Genomic DNA, 22,250 nt, shown 5'->3' on the forward strand with positions numbered 1-22,250 from the left:
CTTCGTTCCTGACCGCGACCGTGGTCCCCTGATTGCCGCCGCCGCGCCGCGATGGCATGGCGCCTGAGCTGATGCAGCCCGCGGTCGATCTCGCGCGCCCTGGCCTGCCGCCGAAGATGCGCCGAAGAACGCAGCGGCGTGTGGCGCCCTGGCTTGTCATCGCCGCCATATCAGTCTCCCTGCTGGCATTGGTGCCGCTTGCCTTCATCATATGGGTCGCGGTGCAGACCGGCTGGGACACTGTCGCGGCATTGGTCTTCCGGCCACGTGTCGGCGAACTGCTGGTCAACACCGGCCTGCTGGTGCTGCTGGCCGTACCGATCGCCATCACCTTGTCGGTGACGCTGGCCTGGCTGACCGAACGCAGCGACCTGCCTGGTGCCCGGCTCTGGTCCTGGCTCTGCGTGGCGCCGCTCGCCATCCCCGCTTTCGTACACTCCTATGCCTGGATCACCATGGTGCCGGGACTGCACGGCCTCTGGGCTGGCGTGCTGGTATCCGTCATCGCCTATTTTCCTTTCCTCTATCTGCCGGTGTCGGCGGCGCTGCGCCGCCTCGATCCTGCCCTGGAGGATGCCGCGGCGGCACTTGGTCTCGGACCCTGGCGTGCGTTCTGGCGTGTCGTGTTGCCGCAGCTCAGGCTCGCCATCTGCGGCGGCTCGCTGCTGGTCGGCCTGCATCTGCTGGCCGAATATGGCCTCTACGTCTTCATCCGCTTCGACACCTTCACCACCGCGATCGTCGACCAGTTCCAGTCGACCTTCAACGGTCCTGCCGCCAACATGCTGGCCGGCGTGCTGGTGACCTGCTGCTTCGTGCTGCTCGGCCTCGAAGTGCTGGTGCGCGGCGAGGAGCGTTATGCCCGTGTCGGCTCGGGTGCCGCGCGATATCAGCAGCGGATGAGCCTCGGTCGCGCCACCCTGCCCAGCTTGCTGCTGCTCGTCGTCACCACCCTGCTGGCGCTTGGCGTGCCGTTCATCACCATCGGCCGCTGGCTCATCGCCGGCGGCGCCGATGTCTGGCGTCTCGATGAGATTGGCCTGGCACTCGGCCAGACACTGTTTCTATCGCTCGCCGGCGCGTTGCTTGCCACTGTCGCTGCCATGCCGATGGCCTGGATCTCGATCCGCGCGCCCGGTCCGTTGCAGCGCCTGCTGGAGGGATGCAATTACATTGTCGGCTCGCTGCCGGGTGTCGTCATTGCACTGGCGCTGGTCACCATCACCGTGCGCATCGCCCTGCCGCTTTACCAGACCCTGTTCACCATCCTGCTCGCCTACTCACTGATGTTCCTGCCGCGTGCCCTGGTCAGCCTGCGCGCGTCGATCGCCCAGGCCCCGGTCGAACTCGAGCGCGCCGCCTCCAGCCTCGGCCGGCGGCCGCTCAACGCGCTGTGGTCGACGACAATCCGCCTGTCGGCGCCGGGTGCCGCGGCCGGCATGGCGCTGGTGGCGCTCGGCATCATGAACGAATTGACCGCGACGCAGATGCTGGCGCCGAACGGCACCCGCACGCTGGCTATGGCGTTCTGGTCCTATAGCGGCGAGATCGACTACGCCTCGGCGGCCCCTTACGCCTTCATCATGGTGGCGATGTCGCTGCCCCTGACTTGGCTGCTCTATGTCCAGTCGAAGCGGATGGCCGGACGATGAGCTTTCTCGAACTCGGCAATCTGCACAAGCGTTACGGCCCGGTCGCGGCACTTGCCGGCGTCGACCTGAACGTAGCCAGCGGCAGTCGCACCGCGATCGTAGGACCTTCCGGCTGCGGCAAGACAACCTTGCTGCGGCTGATCGCCGGTTTCGAGGCGCCCGATCAGGGCCGCATCGTGCTCGACGGGCAGGTGCTGGCCAATGGCGGCGCCGCCGTTCCGGCGCATCGCCGCGGCATTGGCCTGGTGGCGCAGGACGGCGCCCTGTTCCCGCATCTGACCATCTCGGACAATATCGGCTTCGGCATGGCACGGGACGACGACAAGCGCGCCGAGCGCATTATCGAACTTGCCTATATCGTTGGACTGGACAAGGCGATCCTCAAACGCCGTCCGCACGAGCTCTCCGGCGGCCAGCAGCAACGCGTGGCGCTAGCCCGCGCCATGGCGATGAAGCCGCGGCTGATGCTGCTCGACGAGCCGTTCTCGGCCCTCGACACCGGCCTGCGCGCCTCGATGCGCAAAGCGGTGGCCGAGCTTCTGGAAGGGGCCGGCATCACCACCATATTGGTGACGCACGACCAAGCCGAGGCGCTGTCCTTCGCCAGCCAGGTGGCGGTCATGCGCGACGGGAAATTTTCCCAGGTCGGCACGCCGCGCGAGCTTTATCTCAAGCCGAAGGACAGGATGATCGCCGAGTTCCTCGGCGATGCCATCATCCTGCCCGCGAGCATTTCGGGCGGCTTCGCCAGTTCGCCGCTGGGCCGCATCGCGGTCGACACGCCGGACAGCCGCGACGTCGCCCGCATCATGTTGCGGCCAGAGCAGATTGGGCTCAAACGCACCTCGCGCGAGGGCATGTCGGGCACACCAGACATGCCCTTCGGCGAGGTGACGGAATCGGAATTCGCCGGCTCGACATGCACGATCGCGGTGCGGCTCCTGAACAATTCCGATCCGCCGGACGCCGCCGCGATCGGCGGCACGCCGCTGATCCTGCGCAAATCCGGCATGGACGCGCCGGCGGTCGGCGAGATCGTGCGGCTGACCGTATCGGGCAAGGCGCACGTCTTCGCTTGAGGCCTTAAGGCGCTGAACCCACGCGAAGTGGCCGGTTCACGCCGTGACGCGTTCGCCGGTTTCCGCTGAATAGATCGGCCATTGCTCGAGAAAATCGCAACCGTGCACCACCACGCACTCGTTGGCGCTGTCGATGAGCATGACGGCGTAGGACGGCGGCGCCTGTTCGACGACCTCGCTCGATCGGTCGAGGGCAAGCTCGAACCGCACATGCAGGCCGCGCTGCGCCGAGAACGGAATGCCGGCGACGGTTCCCGCGATGTCGCGGTGAACGTGGCCGAAGAAAATATGGCGAACGTTGCCATGATCCCGCAGCAGGCCGAGCAAACGCTCGGGCCGTTCGAGCGCCAGCGGATCGAGCTGCGGCAGGCCGAGCGCGACCGGCGGATGATGCAGGAAAACGTAGGCGGGCCTGCCGCCTGATTGTTCGAGCCGGGCTTCGAGCCAGGCAAGCCGGCTGTCGCACAGTTCGCCCTCGATGCGTCCTTCCGCCAGGCAGTCGAGAAACAACAGCACTTCGTCGCCGGTATCATGGACCGACTGCACGAAGCCATTTTTGTCGACCGGAACTTCGGGAAACGCAGCGATGAGATTGGCCCGCCGGTCATGGTTGCCCGGTAGCAGCCTGAAGGGCATCGATAGCGCGCTCAGGGCAACGCGCAGATCGGCATAGCTCTGCGGCGCACCGGTCTCCGTCAGGTCGCCGGTGAAGACGCAAAGTGCTGCGTCGGCGTGATGCGCATTGATGTGCGCGATGCACTGATTGAGCCGCTGATGCAGGTCCGCCCCATAGCGGCGCTCACCTCGCCGGCCAAGATGCACATCGGTGACCTGAATGATTTTCATGTGCGCCTCTTTGGCCGCGCGTTTCGGAAATCAAAGCGCCGGTTCGGGCACGGAAGCCTTGAAGACATCGAGACGGGTGCCTGTCTCCGACGAGAAGAAGTGCATGTCGTCCGGCGAGATCTTCAGGCCGACGGTGCTGCCGGGCTCCGGGTGAACGGCCTCCGGGGTCATCACCGAGAACGGCGCGCCATCGAGGTCGACATAGATGACCCGGCCCGCGCCCAGTTCCTCGACCAGGTCGACAGTGGCATCGAGCGCGCCGGCCGTGCCTGGTGCCACCAGCCGCACCGCTTCCGGGCGGATGCCCATCGCGACCTTCGTGCCGACCGGCAGGCCGGCGCGCGCCATGGGCAGGCGCCGGCTGCCGCCGGGCAGCGACAGCCCGTCGAGTTCGACCGTGCCTTCGAGGATGTTCATGGCCGGCGCGCCGACGAAGGTGGCGACGAAGCGGCTGGCCGGGCGGGTGTAGATTTCACCTGGCGTGCCTACCTGTTCGACCCGTCCGCCATTCATCACCACCAGCCGGTCGGCCAGCGTCATCGCCTCGACCTGATCGTGGGTGACGAAGACGGAGGTGGCATTCAGCCGGCGATGCAGCTTGCGGATCTCCGAGCGCATCTGGACGCGCAGCTTGGCGTCAAGATTGGACAGCGGCTCGTCGAACAGGAAGACTTTCGGCTCGCGGATCATGGCGCGGCCCATGGCGACGCGCTGCCTCTGGCCACCCGAAAGCGCCATCGGCTTGCGATCGAGCAGCTGCTCGAGCTCCAGCGTGCGCGCAACCGCCTGGATGCGCTGGTTGCGCTCGGCCGAGGGAACACCGGCGACCTTGAGCGAATAGCCGATGTTCTGGGCCACGCTCATATGTGGATAGAGCGCGTAGTTCTGGAACACCATGGCGCAGCCGCGTTCACGCGGCTCGAGCTTGTTGACCACCATGCCGTCGATGGCGATCGTACCGTCGGAAATCTCTTCCAGCCCGGCGATCATCCTAAGCAGCGTGGACTTGCCGCAGCCGGACGGCCCGAGAATGACGATGAATTCGCCAGAGGCGAAGTCGAGATCGACGCCATGCACGACCTGCGTCTTGGCATAGTTCTTCTTGACGCCGCGTATTGCGATGGAGGCCATTTTTGTCTCCTTGTTACTTCTCGGTGGCGATCAGGCCGCGCACGAACCAGCGTTGCATGAGCACCACGACGATCAGCGGCGGCAGCATGACGACAAGCGTTCCGGCCATGGCGATGTTCCATTCCGGAATGCCGCCGACATTGGGGATGAGCTGCTTGAGCTCGGTGACCGCCGTCGCGTGCGACTGGTCGGTGGTGATGAGCAGCGGCCATAGATACTGGTTCCAGGCCCACAGGAACATGATGGTGCCGAGTGCCGCCATGTTGTTGCGCGACAAGGGCAGCAGGATATCGATGAAGAAACGCAGCGCGCCGGCACCGTCCATACGCGCCGCTTCGGTCAGCTCGTCCGGCACGGTCAGGAAGAACTGCCGGTAGAGGAAGGTGCCGGTGGCGGTGGCGATCAACGGCAGGATCAGTCCGGTATAGGAATTGAGCAGCCCTAGGCTGAGCGAAACCTGCACGCCCGAGACCTTCTCGATCAGCCAGCTCAACCCGGTGATGTCGAGGATGGTCTGGTAGGGCGACAGCACATTGGCGACGACCGCGTAGGTCGGCACGATGCGCACTTCCAGCGGCAGCATCAGCGTGACGAAGATCAGCCAGAAGATGAAGGTGCGGCCGGGATAGCGGAAATAGACGATCGAGAAGGCGGTCAGCGCCGAGATGATCACTTTGCCGGCCGCGACGCCGGCAGCCATGATGAAACTGTTGAGCAGCTTGGGGCCAAGGTCGGCCGTCGTCCAGGCCGTCTTGATGTTTGTCCAAAAGTCGCTTCCCGGCAGCAGCGACATCGGCACGTCGTTGACATCCCTAAGATTATGCGACGCGGCCACGGCCACGACCACGAACGGCGCGATGCAAAGTACAAAGCCGACAAACAGGATCAGATGCGTGAAGAAGTTGAGGAACGGAGTGCGCTCGACCATTCAGTTTCACCTGTAGTGCACGCGCCGCTCGATGAAGCGGAACTGGAAAATGGTCAGCACCACGATGAGCAGCATCAAAATGATGCTCTGCGCGGCGGCGCCCGAATAGTCGAGGCCTTTGAAGCCATCGGAATAGATCTTGTAGACCATCAGATTGGTGGCGTTCGCCGGGCCGCCCGACGTCATGATGTCGACGATGCCGAACGAATCCTGGAAGCTCTCCGTGATGTTGATGACCAGCAGGAAGAAGATTGTCGGCGTGATCAGCGGGAACTGTATGTCCCAGAAACGCCTCATGACGCCGGAGCCGTCCATCGCGGCGGCTTCGATGAGGGAGCGCGGGATAGCCTGGAACGCGGCAAGGAAGAAGATGAAGTTGTAGCCGACATATTTCCACGAGAAGGCGATGATGATCGAGGCCATAGCATCAGCGCCGTCGAGCCCGGGGTCCCAGAAGCCGGGCCAGACTTGGTTGACCACGGCCATGAAGCCGGCTTCCGGCGCCAGGATGAAACGGAACGCCATCGCCAGAGCCGGTGCGGCGATACCGTAAGGCCAGATCAGCACCACGCGATAGAGACGCGAGCCGGCAAGCTGGCGGTCGGTGAGCGCGGCGAGCACAAGCGCGACGAACATTGCAAGTCCGGTGCTGATGCCGGCAAAGACAAGGCTGGCGGTGATCGAGTTCCAGTAATCGGCGTTGGCCAGGATCGAGCGGAAATTGTCGAGCCCGACCCAGATGTTGCCGCCGCCCCAGGGCTGCTGCAGCGTCAGCGACCAGTATACGGCCTGGCCGGCAGGCCAGTAGAAGAACGTGAAGATCAGGAGGAGCTGCGGCACCGCGAAAAGGATGCCGATTGTCCCACTGCTGAAGGTAACGCGTTTTTCCATCGGTCCGCCGTGGCCGCGGAACGGCCAGCCCAAAGCAAGATAAGATTATATACGAAACGGCCGCCCGTCGAATCTCGGCGGGCGGCCTCGGCAATCTTCGAAATCAGGGCAGGGTCTTGCCCGGATAGGTCTGCTGGAAGCGGTCGAGGATGGCGTCGCCATTCTTGACCAGCGTGTCGAGGCCCTGCTGCACGCTGACCTTGTTGGCGAAGATCGCCTGCATCTGCGCGCCGAACTCGGCGCGGATCTGGGTGAAGTTGCCCAGGCGTATACCACGGGTGATTTCGGTCGGCTCCGACGCGGTCAGGCTGGCGATGGCGACTTCACGGCCCTTGTAGGGCGCCTTGTCGTAGAAGCCGGTGGACTTCATGTAGTCGAAGCCCGACTTGGTCACTGGGATGTAGCCGGTGTTGGTCGACCAGAACAAAGCGGTCTTGGGGTCGTGGATGAAGTTAAGGAACGCGGCCGCGCCCTTGTACTCAGCGTCCGACTTGCCGGAGAGCACCCACAGCGAAGCGCCGCCGACCAGCGAATTCTTGCGCTCGGTACCGGCATAGGCCGGCAGTTCGGCGACATCCCACTTCATGCCTTCCTTCTGCGTCTTGCCGACCGTGCCGTGATCGCCGACCGAGGTCATGATCACCTGGCAGGTGCCTGAGGCGAAGGCCTGGACCATATCCTGGCCGAGATCCTTGGACTTGATCTTGATCAGGCCGGCGTCATACCACTTCTTGAGATCGGTGACGTACTGGACGAACTTGGTCTTGTTGACTTCCAGACGCGCGTCGAGACCGTCATAGCCGTTGTTCTTGGTGGCGATCGGCTGGTTGTGGATGGCCGAGAACTGCTCCATCAGCTGCCAGCTTTCATTGGCCGAGATGTTGATCGCCATCGGGCATTCATAGCCGGCGTCCTTCATCGCCTGCAGGTCGGCGCCGACGTCTTCCCAGGTCTTGGGCGCCTCGGTCTTGCCGATCTTGGCGAAGGCGTCCTTGTTCCAGTACATCAGCGCGGTCGAGGAATTGAACGGGAAGGACAGCATCTCGCCCTTCGAGGTCGCGTAGTAGCGGGCGATGCCTGGGAAATAGTCGGCGTAGTCGATCTTGTAGCCGTTTTCTTCCATCAGCTTGTCGGCGGGCTTGTAGGCGCCCGACAGCATCATCGTGGCGGTGCCGACGTCGTAGACCTGCACGACGGCGGGCTGTTTGCCGGCGCGGAAGGCGGCGATGGTGTTCTGCAGCGTGGCGTCGTAATTGCCCTGACTGGTGCAGACGACTTCATAATCCTTCTGCGAGGCGTTGAAGTTCTTGCACAGCGTGTCGACGACGCGGGCGAGGTCGCCCGACAGGCCGAACCAGAAGTCGAATTTTACCGGCTCCGCAAAGGCAGGAACCGCCAGCGCGGTGCTGAGCGCGCCTGCGGCAAGGGCAGCGAGGCCCCGCTTGATGATCGTCATGGTTTCTTCCCTCTTGAATGACTGTTGACAAGGGTCTTGCGCAAGTCCTTGCCCGCTCTCTTAGAGAAGGTATGTGACAGTTCTGTTGTGGCCTCCCGGGCCTGTGGACAGCTGGTCTTTCCTCCTCCTCGGCGGTGGCGCCGGCATGAAAACGTCACACCGGCGCTCTAGGTAGCTAGGGCGGCTCTCGAGGACGTAAAGGCCGTTATGGTTACCCGGCTAAAGGGATGATGAAATGCGGGTGGAGCAGCTGACGAGACCTGACCGCCGGTCACGGCAAGCGCACTGCGATGCGCACCGACCGCCAGGATGTCAGGCTCATATTGCTCAAGCCGAGCGTTCACTCGGCCTGATTGCTCACGACCCGAGCGCCGTCTCGACCAACCGCTTGGCGTCGGGCCCCGACCATTCGGCCGGACCGTTCATACGGGCGATCAGGCAGCCTTCGCCATCGATCAGCATGGTTACGGGCAAGCCGAGCGCCAGACCGCGCGCCTTGAGGTCGTTGAACAGCGTCATCGTCGAATCCCGGTAGTAGCCGAGCGTGTGCACACCGGTATCGGCGAGAAACTTCTTCGGCTTCACATCGTCGCCGGCATCGACGTTGACGGCGACGACCTGAAAGGCGTCGCTGCCTTTCTCCTTTTGCAGCGCGTCGAGCGCCGGCATTTCGGCACGGCATGGCGCGCACCATGTGGCCCACAGGTTGAGCAGCACCGTCTTGCCGGCATGGTCGGCGATCGTCATCGGCTTGCCGTCCGGGCCGTTGAAGGCGAGGCTCCTCATCGACTGCGGCGGATCGGCCGGCAAAAGTGCCGCGACCTCGCCGGTGGCCGCGGCCGCGATCTTCCTGGCGCGGTCGCCCTTGGCGGCGCAGGCGACGTCGTCTTTGCTGTCGCCCGCCGCCATTTGGGGCGCGGCGTTGTTGCCAGACCGGCTCTCGCTGACATATACCCCGACCGCGCCGGCCAGCGCTCCCGCCACCAGGGCGGCGAGGATCAGGCGCGGGGCCGGGAAAAATCTGTTTCCGTCTGCCATTTTCTCAAAACTGCTCCGAAGCACAGGTTTTATAGCCATGAGCGACAAGAAGACCAGCAACCAGATGTGGGGCGGACGATTTGCCTCGGGTCCGGCCGCGATCATGGAAGCGATCAACGCGTCGATCTCGTTCGACCGCAAACTCTATGCGCAGGACATAAGAGGCTCGATCGCCCATAGCGAGATGCTGGCGCAAACGGGCATTATTTCGGCGGCCGATCAAGAAAAAATCGCTCACGGACTGAACACGATCCTGAAAGAGATCGAAGCCGGCAGCTTTGAGTTTTCGACGCGGCTGGAAGACATCCACATGAACGTCGAGGCCCGCCTCGCCGACCTTATCGGGTCGGCGGCCGGCCGGCTGCACACTGCCCGCTCGCGCAACGACCAGGTGGCTGTCGATCTGCGGCTCTGGGTCAAGGACGAATGCTTTCGTGTCGCCGAGGCGTTGAGAGGCTTGATCATGGCCCTCCTGGCGCGAGCCGAGGAACATGCGGCGACCGTCATGCCGGGCTTCACCCATATGCAGGCGGCGCAGCCGGTAACCTTCGGCCATCACTGCATGGCCTATGTCGAGATGTTCGCGCGCGACCTGTCGCGCGTGCGCGACGCCATCGAACGCATGGACGAGAGCCCACTCGGTGCCGCGGCCCTTGCCGGCACCAGCTTCCCGATCGACCGCCATCAGACCGCCAGGGCGCTCGGTTTCCGCGAGCCGATGCGCAATTCGCTGGACAGCGTCTCCGACCGCGATTTCGCGCTGGAGTTCCTCGCCATGGCCGCGATCTGCGCCACGCACCTGTCGCGGCTCGCGGAGGAGATCATCATCTGGTCGACGCCGCAATTCGGCTTCATCAGGCTGTCGGACAGCTTTTCCACCGGCTCCTCGATCATGCCGCAGAAAAAGAACCCCGACGCCGCCGAACTCGTGCGCGGCAAGACCGGCCGCGTCAACGGCCATCTGGTCGGCCTGCTGACGGTGATGAAGGGCATGCCTTTGACCTATGGCAAGGACATGCAGGAAGATAAGGAATCGGTGTTCGATGCCGCCGAGACGCTCGACCTGATGCTTGCCGCGATGACCGGCATGGTCTCGGACATGACGGTCAATGCCGCCGCGATGAAGAAGGCTGCCGGCTCCGGTTACGCCACCGCCACCGACCTCGCCGACTGGCTGGTGCGCACTTTGGGCTTGCCGTTCCGCGAGGCGCATCATGTCACCGGCCGCGCGGTGGCGCTGGCCGAAGACAAAAAGGTTAGCCTGGAGAAGCTTTCGCTGGAGGATCTGCAATCGATCAACCCAGGCATCACGGCGGACATATTCTCGGTGCTGGCGGTGCAGAACTCGGTCAAGAGCCGCACCAGCTTCGGCGGCACCGCGCCATCGGAAGTGCGGAAGCAGATACGCGCCTGGAAAAAGCGCATCGCCAAGGCGTGATGCCGGATATTGCGACCAGCAATATCCCGATATTGCGATCAGCAATATCCCGATATTGCGATCAGCAATATCCGGGGTGCAATGCGCTGAGAACTCGGCTAAAAGCGGCGGCTGGCAAACGTTTCGGACGGATGGATCGATGACCGGAAGCAGGATTTTGGTAACGCTGACGCTGCTTGCGGCGCTTGCCTTCGTGACCGCCTGCGGCCGCAAGGCCGGTCTCGACACGCCCTACGAGGCGGCCGTCCAGGCACGCAAGGATGCCGAGAAGGCCCACCAGCCCGTGCCGCCGGAACCGGAAAAACCGGTCGTGGACAAGAAGTTCATCCTCGACCCGCTGATCTAGCTCCGATGAAGGCGGGATTGGTCTTTCCAAACCCGATCGCATCGTGCCCCAACTTCCGGAACCACTCTCGTGAACCATTTCGACTACCGCGACGGCGTGCTGCATGCCGAGGACGTGGCAATCCCTGATATCGCCGCGCAGGTCGGCACGCCGTTCTACTGCTATTCGACGGCGACCTTGAGCAGGCACTACCGTGTCTTCGTCAAGGCCTTTGCCGGGCTCGACACGCTGGTCTGCTACGCCATGAAGGCCAATTCCAACCAGGCGGTGCTGCGGACCCTGGCCAAGCTCGGCGCCGGCGCCGACGTGGTCTCGGAAGGCGAATTGCGCCGGGCACTGGCCGCCGGCGTCCCGCCCAGCAAAATCCTGTTCTCCGGTGTCGGCAAGACGGCGCGTGAAATGGACTTTGCGCTCGAAGCCGGCATTCTCTGCTTCAACGTCGAATCCGAGCCGGAACTCGAACTCCTGTCGGCCCGCGCCTCGGCTCTCGGCAAGATGGCGCCGGTCTCGCTGCGCATCAATCCCGATGTCGACGCCAGGACCCACAAGAAGATCTCAACCGGCAAGGCCGAGAACAAGTTCGGCATTCCGTGGCAGCGGGCGCGCCAGGTCTATGCCCGCGCGGCAACGCTTCCCGGCATCAAGATCACCGGCATCGATACCCATATCGGCAGCCAGATCACAGAACTGCAGCCTTTCGATGACGCCTTCGCCCTGCTGGTCGACCTGGTCGGCGCGCTGCGAGGCGACGGCCACGCCATCGAGCATATCGACCTCGGCGGCGGCCTCGGGATTCCCTACCGCGTCGACAACAACCCGCCCCCCTTGCCCGACGCCTATGCCCAGATCGTCCGCAAGCATGTCACCAAGTTGGGTCTGAAGGTGATGTTCGAGCCAGGCCGATTGATCGTCGGCAATGCCGGCATCCTGGTCTCGGAAGTGATTTTCGTGAAGGAAGGCGACGCCAAGAACTTCCTCGTCGTCGACGCCGCCATGAACGACCTGATCCGGCCGACGCTCTACGACGCCTTCCACGAGATCAAGCCGGTCGTGCAGCCGCCCGCCGACACGCCGCGCATGACGGTCGACGTGGTCGGCCAGGTCTGCGAGACCGGTGACTATCTCGGGCTCGATCGCGACCTGCCCCGGCTGAAGGCGGGCGATCTGGTCGCCGTTTCCACCGCCGGCGCCTATGGCGCGGTCCAGGCCGGCACCTACAACACCCGCCTGCTGGTGCCGGAGGTGCTGGTCGACGGCGACCGTTTCCACGTCGTGCGTCCGCGGCTGACCTATGAGGAGCTGATCGGGCTGGATTCGGTGCCAGACTGGCTTGCATAAAAGCCGCCTGGCCGCGACGCTATAGCCGGTTCTGGATGAGCGCCCTTGCGTTGGCGATCCTGTCCTCGTCGCGGCGGTAGAAGGTCCATTGTTTGATGCGCTTGGTTCTGAGCAGGCCGGCCTGGGTAAGCACACGCATATGCTCGGAAAGCGTTGCCTGCGTGATGCCGAGCTTCTCGGCAATCAGCAACGCGCAGACGCCGTCCTCGACCAGATCGCCATCCGCCTGTGCCCGGAAATGCGCACGCGGATCCTTGAGCCAGTCGAGAATCTGCAGCCTGCGTCCGTTGGCGATCGCCTTGAAGACATCAACCTCTTGCATTTAGGCATTTTGCCAAGTTACTAATTATTGTCAATCCCGAGGAGATCTTGATGTCGCAGGACAACACCATCACACGCGAACGCATCGCCGCGATGGAACCGCGCATCCGCCCCTATATCAGGCACACGCCGGTGCTGCGCGTCGACATGGCCGACTTCGACCGGCCGCCATTGGCGGTCGACCTCAAGCTCGAATGCCTGCAGCATTCCGGCTCGTTCAAGGCGCGCGGCGCCTTCACCAACCTTTTGGAGCGGCCGGTTCCCGAGGCCGGCGTCGTCGCCGCATCGGGCGGCAATCATGGCGCCGCTGTCGCCTACGCCGCCATGCGGCTTGGCCACAAGGCGACCATCTTCGTTCCCGAAGTGAGCCCGCAGGCCAAGCTCGACCGCATTCGCGGCTATGGCGCCGACCTCGTCGTCGGCGGCGCCCGTTATGCCGAGGCGCTGGCCGCCAGCGAACGTTTCGCCGAGGAAACCGGCGCCCTGCAGATCCATGCCTTCAACCAGGAAGAAACGCTGATCGGCCAGGGCACTCTCGGGATCGAGATCGAAAACGATCTGCCTGAGATCGACACGCTGCTGGTCGCCGTCGGTGGTGGTGGCCTGATCGGCGGCGTTGCCGCCTGGTACGCCGGCCGTATCCGCATCGTCGCCGTCGAGCCCGAGGGCGCGCCGACGCTTCATCGCGCTTTCGAGGCCGGCCATCCGGTCGACGCGCCGGCCGAAGGTATCGCCGCCGATTCGCTGGCGCCGAAGCGCGTCGGCGAAATGATGTTCCCGATCGCCGAAGCCTTCGTCGAACGCTCCATCCTGGTCAGCGACGACGACATCATCGCCGCCCAGAAGGCGCTCTGGAACAGCGTGCGCATCATCTCGGAACCAGGTGGTGCGGCCGCCTTCGCCGCGATCCTGTCCGGCCGCTACGCGCCGGCGCCGGGCGAACGGGTCGCCGTGCTGGTCTGTGGCGCCAACGCGAACCCCGCGAATTTCTGATTGCAACCATTTCGGCCGGCTTCACGTTTTCTCAAACTGCCTCGCCTTTGCCGTGTTTGCTGGTATTCTTCGAGTCGTGAGGCTGGGCTATCCCGCCCCGCCTCGCTGCATGATCCCCGAGAGTGGGTCCGGTTTTCGGAACAGATCATGCTCAAAGAGATAGAGCCCCATTCCGGTCCTTTCAGGCGGAACAGGCTCTGGGAAGGGCCGATGACGCAACAACCCGTCTTCAGCAACGATCGCGGCCTGGCCGGACGCCTTGCCTTGAGCCGGATGGCGACGCGCGTCGCCATGACCGTCGAGCGCGGCTGGCCGCTGCTGCTCCCGCTCATTGTTGTTGCCAGCCTGTTCCTCAGTGTCTCCTGGTTCGGTATTTTCCCCCGGCTGCCGGATGCGGCACGCATCGGCCTTATCGCCGTTTTCGGCCTGGCGGGGCTGGCCGCGCTTTATCCGCTGCGCTTTTTACGCATGCCTGGTGCTGCCGAGGTCGATCGTCGCATCGAGGCCGCCAACAGATTGCTGCACAGCCCGGTACAGGTGCAGAGCGACCGGCCCAGCGGCCAGGAAAGCAGTTTCTCGCAGGCTCTCTGGCGCGAGCACCAGAAGCGCATGGCGGGAAAGCTCGACAGTCTCGGCGCCGACCTGCCGCGCACGCGCGTGCCGGAGCGCGACCCCTGGGGACTTCGCGCCGTGGCGGCGCTCCTGCTGGTCACCGCCTTCGCCTTCTCCTTCGGGCCGACCGGTGGCAGGATAGCAGACGGTTTCAGCGCACACGGCACACTCGACACCGTGCCGCCGCGCATCGACGCCTGGGTGACGCCGCCGGCCTATACCGGCAAGCCGCCGATCTTCTTGACCGCTGATGCCAACCAGGCGACGCCGACCTTCACCATTCCGGAAGGCAGCGATGTCTCGCTGCGTGTGACCGGTGGATCGGGCGAGGAAACGCTTGCCTATGCCGACAAGGATGGCAACGCGCGCGCTATCGACCCGCAAGCCGTCGCCAAGCCGGCGGCAAGCCCGGCGGTGCCGGCCCCCGCCTCATCCTCGACGATACGCCAGTTCATCGGCAAGCTGACTGGCGACGGCACGCTGACGCTGAAGTCGGGCGACGACCAGCTTGCCCGCTGGGCCTTTGCCGTGCTGCCGGACAAGCCGCCGCAGATCCGCTTCGTCGGCGAGCCCAAGCGCGCCGCCAACGGCGCCTTCGAGCTCAACTACCAGATCGACGACGACTACGGCGCCGCCACCGCCAAGGCGGTGTTCGCGCTGGCCGATCCGCAGGCGCCAGATGCGCATCCGCTCTATGGTCCGCCTGACATGCCGCTGACGCTGCCGCGCCGCGGCGGCAAGGCGAATGCCGCCCGCACCACGAAGGATCTGACCGAGCATGTCTGGGCCGGCGGCAGCATCAAGCTGACGCTGGTCGCCACCGACGATGCCGGACACACCGCGTCCAGCGAAACCAAGACGCTGGAGATGCCCGAGCGGCCGTTCGCCAACCCGCTGGCGCGCGCCGTGATCGAACAGCGCCGCCTGCTCGCACTCGACGCCAATGCCAAGCCGCACGTGCTCGACCTGATGGACGCCATCACGCTGCGGCCCGAAGACACGTTCGACAACATGTCCCACTACCTCGCCATCATGAGCGCGATGAGCCGGCTGAAACTGGCCGGCAACGACGATCAGCTGCGCAGCGAGGTCGCTTATCTCTGGGAGATCGCGCTCGGCATCGAGGAGGGCAACCTCTCGGCCGCCGAAAAGCGGCTGCGCCAAGCGCAGCAGGCGCTGCAGGACGCCATCAAGAACGGCGCCAGCGACGCCGAGATCGAGAAGGCGATGAAGGAACTACGCGAGGCTATGAACCAGTTCCTGCAGGAATTCGCCGAACGCGCCAAGCAGAACCCGAACGCGCCGCAAATGCAGCAGAACGGCCAGGAACTGCGCCAGAGCGATATCGACCGTATGATGGACCAGATCGAGAACTTGGCCAAGTCGGGCGATCGCGACAAGGCGCAGCAATTGCTGTCGCAGCTGCAGGACATGATGAACAACCTCCAGGCCGGCCGTCAGCAGCAGGGCGGTGAGCAGGACAGCCAGATGCGCCAGCAGATGGACAAGCTCGGCGAGATCCTGCGGCGCCAGCAGGAGATGATGAACGACACGTTCCGCATGGACCAGATGCAGCGCGGCGAGCGCCAGCGTGGCGAGAACCGCGACGAGCAGCTTGGCCAGGGCGGTGGCGAGGACCAGGACAAGCCAGGCGTTGGGCAGGACCGCGATCCGCTTGCCAGGCCGAAGCCGATGACGCCGCAGGAATTCGCCGATGCGCTGAAGCAGTTGCAGGAAGGCCAGGGCCAGCTGAAGAGCGATCTCGAGCAGCTGAAGAAGGCCCTCGAAGGCATGGGCATGGAGCCCAATGAAGGATTTGGCGAGGCCGGCAAGTCCATGGGCAGCGCCGAGCAGGCGCTTGGCGAGGGCCAGGGCGACGAGGCGGTCGGCCACCAGGGCCGGGCACTCGAGGCGCTGCGCAAGGGCGCCAAGGACATGATGAAGCAGATGCAGGCCATGCAGGGCGACCAGGGCGGCAGCCAGCAAGGCGGTCGTCAGCAGGACGCCGACCGCGACCCGCTCGGCCGGCCGCGCGCCAGCCAGGGTCCTGATTTCGGCGATTCGGTGAAAGTGCCCGACGAGATCGACGTGCAGCGCGCCCGCCAGATCCTGGAAGCGATCCGCAAGCGGCTCGGCAACGCGCTCAGCCCGGACATCGAGCGCAGCTATCTGGAACGGCTGCTGGAGCTGAAATAGGGATTGGTGTCCGACCTCCACCCCACCCGAAAGCCCTATCGAACGGCTGCAACACCATGCCAAAACTCGGTGCGACTACCCCCATCCTGCGCATCTTCGACATCGCCAAGGCGCATGAATTCTATCTCGGCTTTCTCGGTTTCGAAGTGCAGTTCGAACACCGCTTCGACGACAACGCGCCGCTCTACACAGGCGTTTCCCGCGACGGCTGCATCTTGCATCTGAGCGAACATCATGGCGACGGCGCGCCGGGCTCTCACATCCGGATCGAGACGGCGGATATCGCGGGGCTGCACCATGAGTTGACCGCCAGGAAGTACCGCTTTGCCAGGCCGGGGCTGGAGCAGACGCCTTGGAAGACGAAGGAGATCACGGTCGCCGACCCGTTCGGCAACCGCCTGACCTTCTATGAGGATGTGAGAGACTGACCTTGCCCGTTGGAGAACGCCTCGCGGATAGCCTCTTGCATGCCGTCGATCGCCTCGCCGGAGGCATTCGGGTTGCGGTGCATCACCACATTCGAGGAATCGATATCGCCAAAGCCGTCCGCGGATGTCAGTTCGCGACAGCCGGCCGGAATGTTGCTGCGTGAGATCGGCGCAATCGCCAGCCCCGAGGTGACGGCGAGCTTGAGGCCGCCGGTGGTGTCGCTGGTATAGGCGACACGATAGGCAAGACCGCGCTGCTCAAGTGATTTGACGGCAAAATCCTTGCACCAGCCGGCCCGGTTGTAGAGCGCGATCGGCACCGGCCGTTCCTCATGCATGTGATGCAGGGCCGATGTCACCCACACCGTCGGATCGTGCATCAGCACCTCGCCGCCTGACGGGTCCTGCCATTCGAACACCACGCAGAGATCGAGTTCGCCGGCGGCGAGCGCTGCCATCTGGGTGCCTGAATGCGCATAACGCACGGTGACCTCGACCTGTGTGTTGCGTTTCGAAAAAGCGCCGAGCGCGCGCGACAGGATGGCGTGGCCATATTCCTCCGGAATACCGATGCGCACCGGCCCGCCCAGCGGCGCCGCCGCCATTGACGCCGCCGTCTCGTCGAGCAGCGCGACGATGCGGCGGGCATTGACGATAAGTTCGCCGCCACGCCGCGTCAGGGCGACGCCACGTGAACCGCGCTCGAACAGGCTGTCGCCGACCAGCTCTTCGAGCTTCTTCATCTGCATCGATACGGCCGACTGCGTGCGGCCGGCCTGCTCGGCGGCCCTCGTGAAATTGCCGGCCTCGGCGATGGCGACAAAGGTGCGCAGGAGATCGCTGTCGAGGGTTGGCCGCATGGCATCCGTCATAAGAAAAGTTGATTGCTGGTATCATTCCAATTCGTTTGCAACATGTCAAACACCGGGCGATAGTCGCCTCACCCATTGGATATGCGGCCGCGAAATCGGCAGCGGACCAATCAAAGAGTCCTCACTCGTGCCCGCTGCCCGAAAACGGTGGCGGGTTCTTTTTGATCTGGAGAGGGTCGCCGGATCGGATGCGCGGGAGCCTGAACGCGGATGCAGAATAGGATGGTGCGCGGCATCCTGAGCCTGTGCCTGGGCGTGCTGGTCTTCTCGCTGCAGGACCCGCTCGTCAAAGCCGTGTCGAGCGGCTACCCGGTGAGCGAGGTGATGGCGATCCGCTCGATCATCGCCCTGCCGATCCTGATCCTTCTCGTCCATGCCGATGTCGGGCTCCGTGCCATCCTGTCGCGGCGCTTCGGCATGCTGACCATGCGCGCCTTCATCCAGTTCACGTCCTACACCGTCTATTACCTGGCCATCGCCGCCCTGCCGCTGGCCGACGCCGTGGCGCTCTATTTCATGGCGCCGCTCTGCATCATGGCGATGGCCGGCCCCTATCTTGGCGAGCGCGTTTCCTGGCAGACGCTGACAACCGTGCTGATCGGCATGCTTGGCGTCCTGGTGATGCTGCGCCCCGGCGCCGGACTGTTCGACTGGGCGGCCTTGCTGTCGCTGGGCTCGGCCGTGCTCTACGGATTTTCGCAATTGATGGCCCGCAAGATCGGCGACACCGAATCCTCCACCGTGATGGCCTTCTACCAGAACGGCGCCTATCTGACCGGCGCGGCCGTGGTCGCCGGCACGTTCCACCTCGCCGGCATAAACCACGCCGTCCACCCGAGCCTCGAATTCCTGGTGCGGCCGTGGATCTGGCCGACACTGCCGGATTTCCTCAAGATGGCGGCGTGCGGTTTCGTCGCCTCGGCCGGCATGATCCTGCTCTCGCAGGGGTATCGGCTGGCGCCGGCCAACCGCGTCGCCACCTTCGAATATACCGGCATCCTGTGGTCGCCGCTGTGGGGTTTCCTGTTCTTCGCCGAGGTACCACGCTCGACGACCATGATCGGCGCGGCGCTCATCATCGGCGCCGGCCTGCTGGCGCTCAACACCGAGCGGCGGACCAGCCCAGCGCCGGCGCTTGTCGCCAGGGATCCGGCCTGATCAGGCGAAGCAGATCAGCGCCCGTTCGATGCGCGAACGGATCTCGGCCAGCGTGAAGGGCTTTTGCACGACATCGAGGATAATGCCGTTCAATTCGTCGGCGCGCTCGCGCTGGTCGGCATAGCCGGTCATCAGCATGATCTTCATCGCCGGGAAAAGCGCTGCGGCCGCAACCGCCATCTCGATGCCATCCATCTCCGGCATACGGATGTCGGAGACGACGAGATCATAACCGCCATGCGCGGCCTTGATCAACGCCAGACCTTGCGCGCCGTCGGCGGCGATATCGATTGCGTGGCCGGCGCGTTCGAGCGCGCGGGCTGCGAGGGTGCGGACGGACTCATCGTCCTCGACGATCAGAAGCTTTGCCATGGCCGGCATATTTGCGGGGCAAAAGTTGACTTTTCCTGAAAGCGGAACCGGTCGGCAAGTCTTTTTGGAAGCCGCTCAAACGTCGCCCTTGACGACGCCTACGAACGGCAGTTCGCGGAAAGCATGCGAGACATCCATGCCGTAGCCGACGACGAAATAATCGGGGCAGTCGAAGCCGACATAGTCGGCATTGAGCGCGGTCTGGCGGCGCATGCGCTTGTCGAGCAGCACGGCGATGGAACAGCTCTTCGCGCCACGCGACAGCATCAGGTCGCGGGTGAAGCTCAGCGTCTTGCCCGATTCCAGAATGTCGTCGATCAACAGCACGTCGCGGCCGGCAACCTCGTTGTCGATGTCGCGCAGCACCCTCACCTCGCCGCTGGTGGTGCCGGCGCCATAGCTGGAGATGAAGATAAACTCGACTTCCGGCGACAGGCCGACATCGTGCATGGCCCGGATCAGGTCGGCGGCGAAGATGAACGAGCCCTTCAGCACCGAAATCACCAGCAGATCGTGATAGTCGTGCCCGGCGATCTCCTTGGCGAGTTCGAGATTGCGCCGCGCGATCGCCGATGCCGAAAACAGGACTTCGATGTCCTTGCCGCGTACGATGGGCATAGATGGTCTTCCCCGGTGATCGCCTACTCGGCGAAAGTAACCAAAACGGTTCTTACGCCGTTCTTAGGCACGTCGAGCTGGCTGGCAAAGCCGAATCTTTCGCCGGATGCCAGCAAGCGGCCGGATGTCCCCAACGTATAACGGATTGTGCGCCCGTCTTTGCCCGTCACCCGGATCTCGAGCGGCGGCAGGGTCGCGGGGCCCGTCCCGTCGTTCGCGGCCTCCCCATCGACGAACAGCACCGGGTTCGTGCCGGAGGCGTCGACACGTGACGAGACGCCTGAAATGGTCAGCGCCGACGCTTGCGCGCCGGCGAGGAACGGCGCCTGGCGCACCAGCGCATGGCCGCCGGACACCCAGAAGGCGGCAAGAGCGGCACCGACGCCGGCGATCCAGAAGATCGGCCCTCCACGTGATGCCGGCGGCCGTTTCGCTGGCGCTTCCGACTTGCGCAGCATGTCCATGCCCTCGATGGGCGGGGGGACGATCGCACGCGGCGGTGGTGAATCGCTTTCCACCGCAGGAGCAAGGCGCGGCATCACTTCATAGTCGGCATCGATGATATCGGCCGCCGGACCGCGCACGATCCGGTCCGCCACGGCAATTGCCGGTGGATCGGTCATGATTTCGCCGGAAACCGGGCGCGCGGTTCGCTGGTCAGCCATCATGGCCCAGTATTGCACCTGTTCGCTCTTCGTTTCTTTTGCGTAAACACAAATGGTTAACGCTTCCCCACCGGAGCTGTCGTGACAAGCCGAAACAACCCAGGAATTAACCGCCGGTTAACCATGCCGGCCGATGGTCTTTTCGCAGAACAGGCCGGCTCGCCGCCGCCAGGAATTTCAGGTCGCCGAAATTGATTCGCTTCGAAAATGTCGGCCTCCGCTATGGCATGGGTCCGGAAATCCTCCGCGACATCTCCCTGCACATACCGGAGCGCTCCTTCCAGTTCCTGAGCGGGCCTTCGGGTGCCGGCAAGACGACATTGCTGCGCCTTTTGTTCATGTCGCTGAAGCCGACACGTGGACTGATCACCATCTTCGGCAAGGACCGCTCGCGCATCTCACGGACCGAACTGCCGCACCTGCGGCGGCGCATCGGCGTGGTGTTCCAGGATTTTCGCCTGCTCGACCACATGACCACCTATGAGAATGTTGCTTTGCCATTGCGCGTGCGCGGGCGCGAGGAAGCAAGCTACCGCACCGATGTCACCGAACTGTTGAAATGGGTGGGGCTCGGCGAACGCATGCATGTGCTGCCGCCGGTTCTGTCAGGCGGCGAGAAGCAGCGCGCCGCGATCGCGCGCGCCCTGATCGAGCAGCCGGAGATCTTGCTGGCCGACGAGCCGACCGGCAATGTCGATCCGCCGCTGGCGCGGCGGCTGCTGCGGCTGTTCATCGAACTCAATCGCCTCGGCACCGCCGTGGTGATCGCGACCCACGATCTTGGCCTTATGGAACAGGTCGACGCGCGCCGCATGATCCTGGCCGGCGGAAGGCTTGATATCTATGACTGAGCTACCGGCTGACCATTTCGAGGAGCAGGATGCCGAGGCGGTCGAGGCACGACCGCGCGCCCAGCGCAAGATGGCGCCGATCGTGCCCGCGCAGAACATTGCCGGCCGCGCCCTGGTGCTGGTCATCGCTATCATGACCTTCCTGTCCTGCCTGACCTTCGGCGCTGTGACGCTGGTGCGCGACACGGCCTCGGTTTGGGAAAACCAGATCTCGCGCGAGGCGACCATCCAGATCAAGCCGGCGGACGGCCTCGACATGGAGGCAGCGCTTAGCCAGGCCTCACAGATCGCCGGCGAATTCCCCGGCGTGAAGTCGACCCGGATCATCGACCGCGAAGCGACCGCCAGGCTCTTGGAGCCCTGGCTGGGATCGGGCCTCAACATCGACGAACTGCCGGTGCCGCGGCTGATCATCGTCACCATCGACGAGAACAGTCCGCCGGACTTCGCCGCCATGCGCGCCGAGATCACGCCGAAGCTGCCGAGTGCATCGCTTGACGACCACCGCACCTGGGTCGACCGGCTGGTGGCCATGGCCCGCACCACGGTGACTATCGGCGTCGCCGTTCTGGCCCTGATGCTGTCGGCAACGGTGCTGACCGTGGTGTTCGCGACCCGTGGCGCCATGGACGGCAACGGCCACATCATCGAGGTGCTGCATTTCGTCGGCGCCGAAGCGCGCTTCATCGCGCGCGAATTCCGCCGGCATTTTCTGGTCACCGGCATGAAGGGCGCGGCCGCCGGCGGAGCGGCGGCGGTGCTCGTCTTCATCGCGTTTTCCTGGTGGTCGTCGCGCAATATGGCAACGCCGCAGGCCGACCAGGCGACCGCTTTGTTCGGCAACTTCGCCATCGGCTCCGCGGGCTACCTAGGTGTCGTCCTGATGGTTCTGGTGATTGGCGCGCTGACGGCGGCAACTTCGCACGCCACCGTCGTCGCCTACCTCAGCGACATCGACGTTCGCCAACCCGACGCATGAAAGGAATTCGTCTTGGCGTGGATGGAAAGGGCGCGATCACGG

Annotated in this window: 22 protein-coding genes; 11 read left to right on the forward strand and 11 right to left on the reverse strand. The window is 64.3% G+C overall.

Going from position 1 to position 22,250, the window contains the following annotated elements:
• Positions 1-71 precede the first annotated feature (71 nt).
• Positions 72-1,652, forward strand: coding sequence for an iron ABC transporter permease (locus FJ492_RS09275; RefSeq protein WP_181165930.1), 1,581 nt, complete (start codon positions 72-74; stop codon positions 1,650-1,652).
• Complete coding sequence (locus tag FJ492_RS09280) at positions 1,649-2,731, forward strand: ABC transporter ATP-binding protein (protein WP_140503263.1); 1,083 nt, start codon at positions 1,649-1,651, stop codon at positions 2,729-2,731. The genes FJ492_RS09275 and FJ492_RS09280 overlap by 4 nt, the downstream gene beginning before the upstream one ends.
• Positions 2,732-2,767: 36 nt before the next feature.
• On the opposite strand, the gene FJ492_RS09285 is transcribed toward FJ492_RS09280, so the two are convergent.
• The 6 genes from FJ492_RS09285 to FJ492_RS09310 all read right to left on the reverse strand — a co-directional run bounded on the left by FJ492_RS09285 (position 2,768) and on the right by FJ492_RS09310 (position 9,021).
• Positions 2,768-3,577, reverse strand: a complete 810-nt coding sequence (locus FJ492_RS09285) for a phosphodiesterase (RefSeq protein WP_140769630.1) — start codon at positions 3,575-3,577, stop codon at positions 2,768-2,770.
• A 30-nt stretch (positions 3,578-3,607) separates the two neighbouring features.
• Complete coding sequence (locus FJ492_RS09290) at positions 3,608-4,708, reverse strand: sn-glycerol-3-phosphate import ATP-binding protein UgpC (protein ID WP_140769632.1); 1,101 nt, start codon at positions 4,706-4,708, stop codon at positions 3,608-3,610.
• 13 nt (positions 4,709-4,721) lie between these two features.
• Positions 4,722-5,636 carry an ABC transporter permease subunit gene (locus tag FJ492_RS09295; protein WP_140769634.1) on the reverse strand — a complete coding sequence of 305 codons (915 nt, stop codon included), beginning with the start codon at positions 5,634-5,636 and terminating at the stop codon, positions 4,722-4,724.
• Positions 5,637-5,642: 6 nt separating this feature from the next.
• Positions 5,643-6,527, reverse strand: coding sequence for an ABC transporter permease subunit (locus FJ492_RS09300; RefSeq protein ID WP_140769636.1), 885 nt, complete (start codon positions 6,525-6,527; stop codon positions 5,643-5,645).
• A gap of 103 nt (positions 6,528-6,630) precedes the next feature.
• Positions 6,631-7,983 (reverse strand): extracellular solute-binding protein, encoded by a 1,353-nt coding sequence (locus FJ492_RS09305; RefSeq protein ID WP_140503271.1) that lies wholly within the window; start codon positions 7,981-7,983, stop codon positions 6,631-6,633.
• 357 nt (positions 7,984-8,340) lie between these two features.
• Positions 8,341-9,021 carry a TlpA disulfide reductase family protein gene (locus tag FJ492_RS09310; protein WP_140769638.1) on the reverse strand — a complete coding sequence of 227 codons (681 nt, stop codon included), beginning with the start codon at positions 9,019-9,021 and terminating at the stop codon, positions 8,341-8,343.
• A gap of 37 nt (positions 9,022-9,058) precedes the next feature.
• Here FJ492_RS09310 and argH point away from each other — a divergent pair, with 37 nt between their 5' ends.
• The 3 genes from argH (at position 9,059) to lysA (ending at position 12,143) form a co-directional block, all read left to right on the forward strand.
• Positions 9,059-10,459 carry an argininosuccinate lyase gene (argH, locus tag FJ492_RS09315; protein WP_140769640.1) on the forward strand — a complete coding sequence of 467 codons (1,401 nt, stop codon included), beginning with the start codon at positions 9,059-9,061 and terminating at the stop codon, positions 10,457-10,459.
• A gap of 139 nt (positions 10,460-10,598) precedes the next feature.
• A complete protein-coding gene (locus tag FJ492_RS09320; protein ID WP_023770782.1) occupies positions 10,599-10,805 on the forward strand; it encodes a lipoprotein in 207 nt (68 codons plus the stop codon).
• A 69-nt stretch (positions 10,806-10,874) separates the two neighbouring features.
• Positions 10,875-12,143 (forward strand): diaminopimelate decarboxylase, encoded by a 1,269-nt coding sequence (lysA, locus tag FJ492_RS09325; RefSeq protein WP_140712258.1) that lies wholly within the window; start codon positions 10,875-10,877, stop codon positions 12,141-12,143.
• A 19-nt stretch (positions 12,144-12,162) separates the two neighbouring features.
• Here lysA and FJ492_RS09330 read toward each other — a convergent pair whose 3' ends face one another.
• Positions 12,163-12,465, reverse strand: coding sequence for a metalloregulator ArsR/SmtB family transcription factor (locus FJ492_RS09330; protein WP_140503280.1), 303 nt, complete (start codon positions 12,463-12,465; stop codon positions 12,163-12,165).
• A 50-nt stretch (positions 12,466-12,515) separates the two neighbouring features.
• Here FJ492_RS09330 and FJ492_RS09335 point away from each other — a divergent pair, with 50 nt between their 5' ends.
• The 3 genes from FJ492_RS09335 to FJ492_RS09345 all read left to right on the forward strand — a co-directional run bounded on the left by FJ492_RS09335 (position 12,516) and on the right by FJ492_RS09345 (position 16,693).
• On the forward strand, positions 12,516-13,457 hold the full coding sequence (locus FJ492_RS09335; RefSeq protein WP_140769642.1) for a threonine/serine dehydratase: 942 nt from the start codon (positions 12,516-12,518) through the stop codon (positions 13,455-13,457).
• A gap of 210 nt (positions 13,458-13,667) precedes the next feature.
• Complete coding sequence (locus tag FJ492_RS09340; protein ID WP_140769644.1) at positions 13,668-16,265, forward strand: TIGR02302 family protein; 2,598 nt, start codon at positions 13,668-13,670, stop codon at positions 16,263-16,265.
• A gap of 56 nt (positions 16,266-16,321) precedes the next feature.
• Complete coding sequence (locus tag FJ492_RS09345; RefSeq protein ID WP_140747895.1) at positions 16,322-16,693, forward strand: glyoxalase superfamily protein; 372 nt, start codon at positions 16,322-16,324, stop codon at positions 16,691-16,693.
• Here FJ492_RS09345 and FJ492_RS09350 read toward each other — a convergent pair.
• Positions 16,672-17,553: a LysR family transcriptional regulator gene (locus tag FJ492_RS09350; protein ID WP_140769646.1), complete on the reverse strand. Its 882-nt coding sequence runs from the start codon at positions 17,551-17,553 to the stop codon at positions 16,672-16,674. The genes FJ492_RS09345 and FJ492_RS09350 overlap by 22 nt on opposite strands.
• Positions 17,554-17,775: 222 nt before the next feature.
• Between FJ492_RS09350 and FJ492_RS09355 the strand changes: the two genes are divergently transcribed.
• On the forward strand, positions 17,776-18,723 hold the full coding sequence (locus FJ492_RS09355; protein WP_140769648.1) for a DMT family transporter: 948 nt from the start codon (positions 17,776-17,778) through the stop codon (positions 18,721-18,723).
• Here the strand turns inward: FJ492_RS09355 and FJ492_RS09360 are convergent, their stop codons facing one another.
• The 3 genes from FJ492_RS09360 to FJ492_RS09370 form a co-directional block, all read right to left on the reverse strand.
• Positions 18,724-19,095 carry a response regulator gene (locus FJ492_RS09360; protein ID WP_181166619.1) on the reverse strand — a complete coding sequence of 124 codons (372 nt, stop codon included), beginning with the start codon at positions 19,093-19,095 and terminating at the stop codon, positions 18,724-18,726.
• A 75-nt stretch (positions 19,096-19,170) separates the two neighbouring features.
• Entirely contained in the window at positions 19,171-19,713 is a 543-nt protein-coding gene (gene hpt, locus FJ492_RS09365; protein WP_027143486.1) for a hypoxanthine phosphoribosyltransferase, read from the reverse strand.
• A 23-nt stretch (positions 19,714-19,736) separates the two neighbouring features.
• Positions 19,737-20,381, reverse strand: a complete 645-nt coding sequence (locus FJ492_RS09370) for a hypothetical protein (protein ID WP_140769836.1) — start codon at positions 20,379-20,381, stop codon at positions 19,737-19,739.
• A 188-nt stretch (positions 20,382-20,569) separates the two neighbouring features.
• Here FJ492_RS09370 and ftsE point away from each other — a divergent pair, with 188 nt between their 5' ends.
• Complete coding sequence (gene ftsE, locus FJ492_RS09375) at positions 20,570-21,229, forward strand: cell division ATP-binding protein FtsE (RefSeq protein WP_010911739.1); 660 nt, start codon at positions 20,570-20,572, stop codon at positions 21,227-21,229.
• Positions 21,222-22,208: an ABC transporter permease gene (locus FJ492_RS09380; protein WP_140769652.1), complete on the forward strand. Its 987-nt coding sequence runs from the start codon at positions 21,222-21,224 to the stop codon at positions 22,206-22,208. Before ftsE ends, FJ492_RS09380 begins: the two co-directional genes overlap by 8 nt.
• The last annotated feature ends 42 nt before the right edge of the window (positions 22,209-22,250 follow it).

The sequence above is a fragment of the Mesorhizobium sp. B2-5-4 genome (genome assembly GCF_006441095.1).
GTDB classification, from domain to species: domain Bacteria; phylum Pseudomonadota; class Alphaproteobacteria; order Rhizobiales; family Rhizobiaceae; genus Mesorhizobium; species Mesorhizobium salmacidum.